The sequence below is a fragment of the Megasphaera sp. DJF_B143 genome (assembly GCF_900320625.1).
GTDB classification, from domain to species: domain Bacteria; phylum Bacillota; class Negativicutes; order Veillonellales; family Megasphaeraceae; genus Megasphaera; species Megasphaera hexanoica.
This window is the reverse complement of record NZ_ONTA01000221.1, coordinates 1-3,116: the sequence shown is the minus strand read 5'-3', so window position 1 is coordinate 3,116 and position 3,116 is coordinate 1. Positions and strand designations below refer to the sequence as shown.

The 3,116-nt window shown below is 51.4% G+C and carries 3 protein-coding genes; all 3 read right to left on the bottom strand.

Going from position 1 to position 3,116, the window contains the following annotated elements; genetic code table 11:
* A partial coding sequence (locus DBO31_RS06710; protein ID WP_150824757.1) for a 4-hydroxyphenylacetate 3-hydroxylase N-terminal domain-containing protein occupies positions 1-1,282 on the bottom strand: 1,282 nt, incomplete at its 3' end.
* 30 nt (positions 1,283-1,312) lie between these two features.
* Entirely contained in the window at positions 1,313-2,617 is a 1,305-nt protein-coding gene (locus tag DBO31_RS06705) for an acetyl-CoA hydrolase/transferase family protein (RefSeq protein ID WP_200817478.1), read from the bottom strand.
* A gap of 313 nt (positions 2,618-2,930) precedes the next feature.
* On the bottom strand, positions 2,931-3,116 hold a 186-nt coding region (locus tag DBO31_RS06700; protein ID WP_200817477.1), incomplete at its 5' end, for a helix-turn-helix domain-containing protein.

Below are 3,116 nucleotides of genomic sequence, written 5' to 3'. Positions count from 1 at the left end.
CCATTGCCGTATAGGCCGGATTGCCCGGATTAAACGCTCTCTGACAGAGTTCTCCTACTTCTTTACTGCGCATATCCAGTTCAGATGGCGCCGTTTCTCCAAATCCCGCCAGAATATCCCGGGCCAGCCGCACAGCTTCAAAAGGCATCTGGGTACAGGTATACTTACAGGTATGGGACATAAGCGGATTGGGGATCCAGAATCCGCTGGGGTGCTGGAATCCTTCGACGCCCGATGCCAGGGACAATCCGTACACCGTTTCGGCCGTCATGGCCATCTGGGTCAGCTTTGTGCGGATATGCCCGGCTTTCTGGACACCAATCATATCGGCAATGAGGCTGGCCGCACCACACAGGGCCGAACAGCCGCCGGCCTTGCAGCCACCGGCAGTCAGGCGATGGACAGCGGTGAAATAACTCAACAGGCGGCCGACATATTTTGTCTCGCCGCACATAAAGACCCGGTCATTGGGCACGAATACATGGTCAAAGTATACCAGAGCCTGATGGTCGGCATATTTTTTGCCCAGATCAATTCCTTCGATATCACCGCCGACTTCAAAGAAACGCTTATCCTGGGGCGTGCGGCCCAATACAAAGGTCAGGCCCGGCGTATCGGCCGGAACGGCACAGGCCAGAGCAAAATCTTTATCTTCAGGGCGCATATTAGTCGTCGGGACGATGACGATTTCGTGAGCGAACAAGATGCCTGTCTGGTTGCATTTATAGCCGCTGATGACGATACCGTCATCGCGTACTTCATTAATGTGTACGTATGCATCTGGATCAGGCTGTTCGTGAGGGGCCAGCGTGCGCAGGCCTTTGACGTCCGTCACTGTTACCGTACAGGTCAGGTCATTGCGTTGCACATAATCGAGGAATTTCATGAACCGGTCGAAGTAATGAGTTCCCAGATCCTGATCCATATCATAGCAGGCCGGACCCAGACCGGCAAAGGCTTCTGAACCGGTACAGCGGTGAGTACAACAGCCGACGACTTCCGCAAGAGCACGGGCAGCCCGGGTCTTGCGGTTTGCGTCTTCTGCCGAACGCAGGGGCGCATTGTAAATACTGACCGGCTGTCCGCTGAGATGGGATGGCACCGTAATCAGGTCTTTCCATTCCGGACGGCTCTGCAGGTCATAAATAGTAGAAATGGCATTAAAGCTGGCCGCCAGTGGCGGGAACGTCGTCAAGTCTTCGATTTTTTTGCCCAGAAAATAAACATTCATCGGTTTGCGGGCACGGATACTGGCTTGAAATTGCTCTTTTGTCATCAACATAGTGATTCCTCCTCCCGTACAGTCACAGCATCACACAATAATATGCATCTTTCTGGCTGCCTCCGTTAATTCTTCCCGGAAAGCAGGAGCTGCAATGCGAATCAGCGCTTTGGCACGCTGGGAACAGGTCAGCCCTTTCAGCCGTGCCATGCCGAACTCAGTAACTACATAATCGACATCGTTTCTCGTCGTACTGACACAGGCTCCTTCTGTGAGGACCGGTTTAATCTTGGACACTTTCCCTTTTTTTGCCGTTGCCGTAAAAGCGAGGAACGATTTTCCTCCTTTGGAAGCAGCGGCCCCACGGATGAAATCAATCTGCCCGCCTACACCGCTATAGTTCTTTGTTCCCATCGTTTCCGAGCATACCTGGCCGAACAAGTCGATTTCGATGCACGAATTGATGGAAATGACCTGATCATTCATAGCAATGACGCGGGGATCATTGACATACGATACGGGCAGGAAGGCGACACCGGGATTATTGTCAATAAAATCATAGGTCCGGCGGGAAGCAAAGGTAAAGGTCGCAACAGAGGTTCCGCGATGAATCCGTTTGCAGCCGTTAGTAATGACTCCGGCCAGTGTCAGATCAACCATGCTGTCGCAAAACATTTCACTATGTACGCCCAGATTCCGCTTATCGAGCAGGCTCTGTGCCACCGCATTGGGAATGCCGCCAATTCCCAGCTGCAGCGTGGCTCCATTGGGTATCTCGTCAGCAATCATCTGCCCGATGGCAAGGTCCGTATTGGTAACCGGCGGCGGATCGACTACTGTAATGGGGACATCATTTTCCCATATACCGTCTACTTCTGAAATATGGATAAAGGAACCAAACGACCGGGGCATAGTCGGATTTACTTCTACCAGTATTTTTTCTGCATGATGACGGACTTCACTCAAATCGGCCGCCGTACCGAAACTAAAATACCCGTGCTCATCCATAGGGGATACGGCAGCGTAAAACACATCCGGCTCAGGCAGGACACTGGTCCACACCTGTGGTACCTGACTGTAATGGGCCGGCATATAATCGCCGCGGCCTTCCCATATCATGTTCCTGTCATAAGCACTGACAAAGTGGGAAATGTGATAAATATATTTCTCCATACCGGCTTTCATGTACTCCTGCTGCCGGAGGGGAAGGAGTACACAATGGCGGATATGTTCCAGGTCCAGCTCAGGAGCATACGAGGCCAGTACCTGCAGAATTCCCGTCGGTTCCGCCACCTGCCCTGTGCTGACACAGACATCCCCGTTTTTGAACTGCCTGGCCAGGGATTCAGCCGTCATCTTCTTTTCTTCGTACATGCGCTGCCATTGATTCATCATGTCCGCCTCCTTTTCCCTCCATTTACATGATTTGAGATGGGATATTTTTTCCTTGCCCCTTTTCTCCCGTCTCTACAAGTATATATGAAATAATCGCGCCAATTATTCGTGAGCAAACGGAATGGGGCCGGAGCCCATGATTCAGGCATCGAAAAAAAAGAAGCGTTTCTTTGTGATGTCATTTTGCATCATCAAAAAAACGCTATATCAGAAATGCCGGCTGAACCGTGAGATCATCCCCTATAAAAAGACCGATTTCTGATGCAGGATTACATCAGAAAATATGCAGTCCTGCATCAACAGCCGGATATATTTATTTTTTCTTTCCCAGGGACAGACCGTACTTCTGCATCTTCCGGGATATAGTAGACTGATCAATATGCAGTACATCTGCCATGGCCCGTGTCGAACGGCACTGGGCTGCCGTCATCTGGAGCACTTTCCGCTCCACTTCGGCCATAGTCTGGTTCCACGGGGCCACACGGCGTATAGTGACGAT

Excerpts from the sequence above, each read along its gene's own strand:
- DBO31_RS06705 (WP_200817478.1), bottom strand. The coding sequence starts at position 2,617 with ATGATGAATCAATGGCAGCGCATGTACGAAGAAAAGAAGATGACGGCT.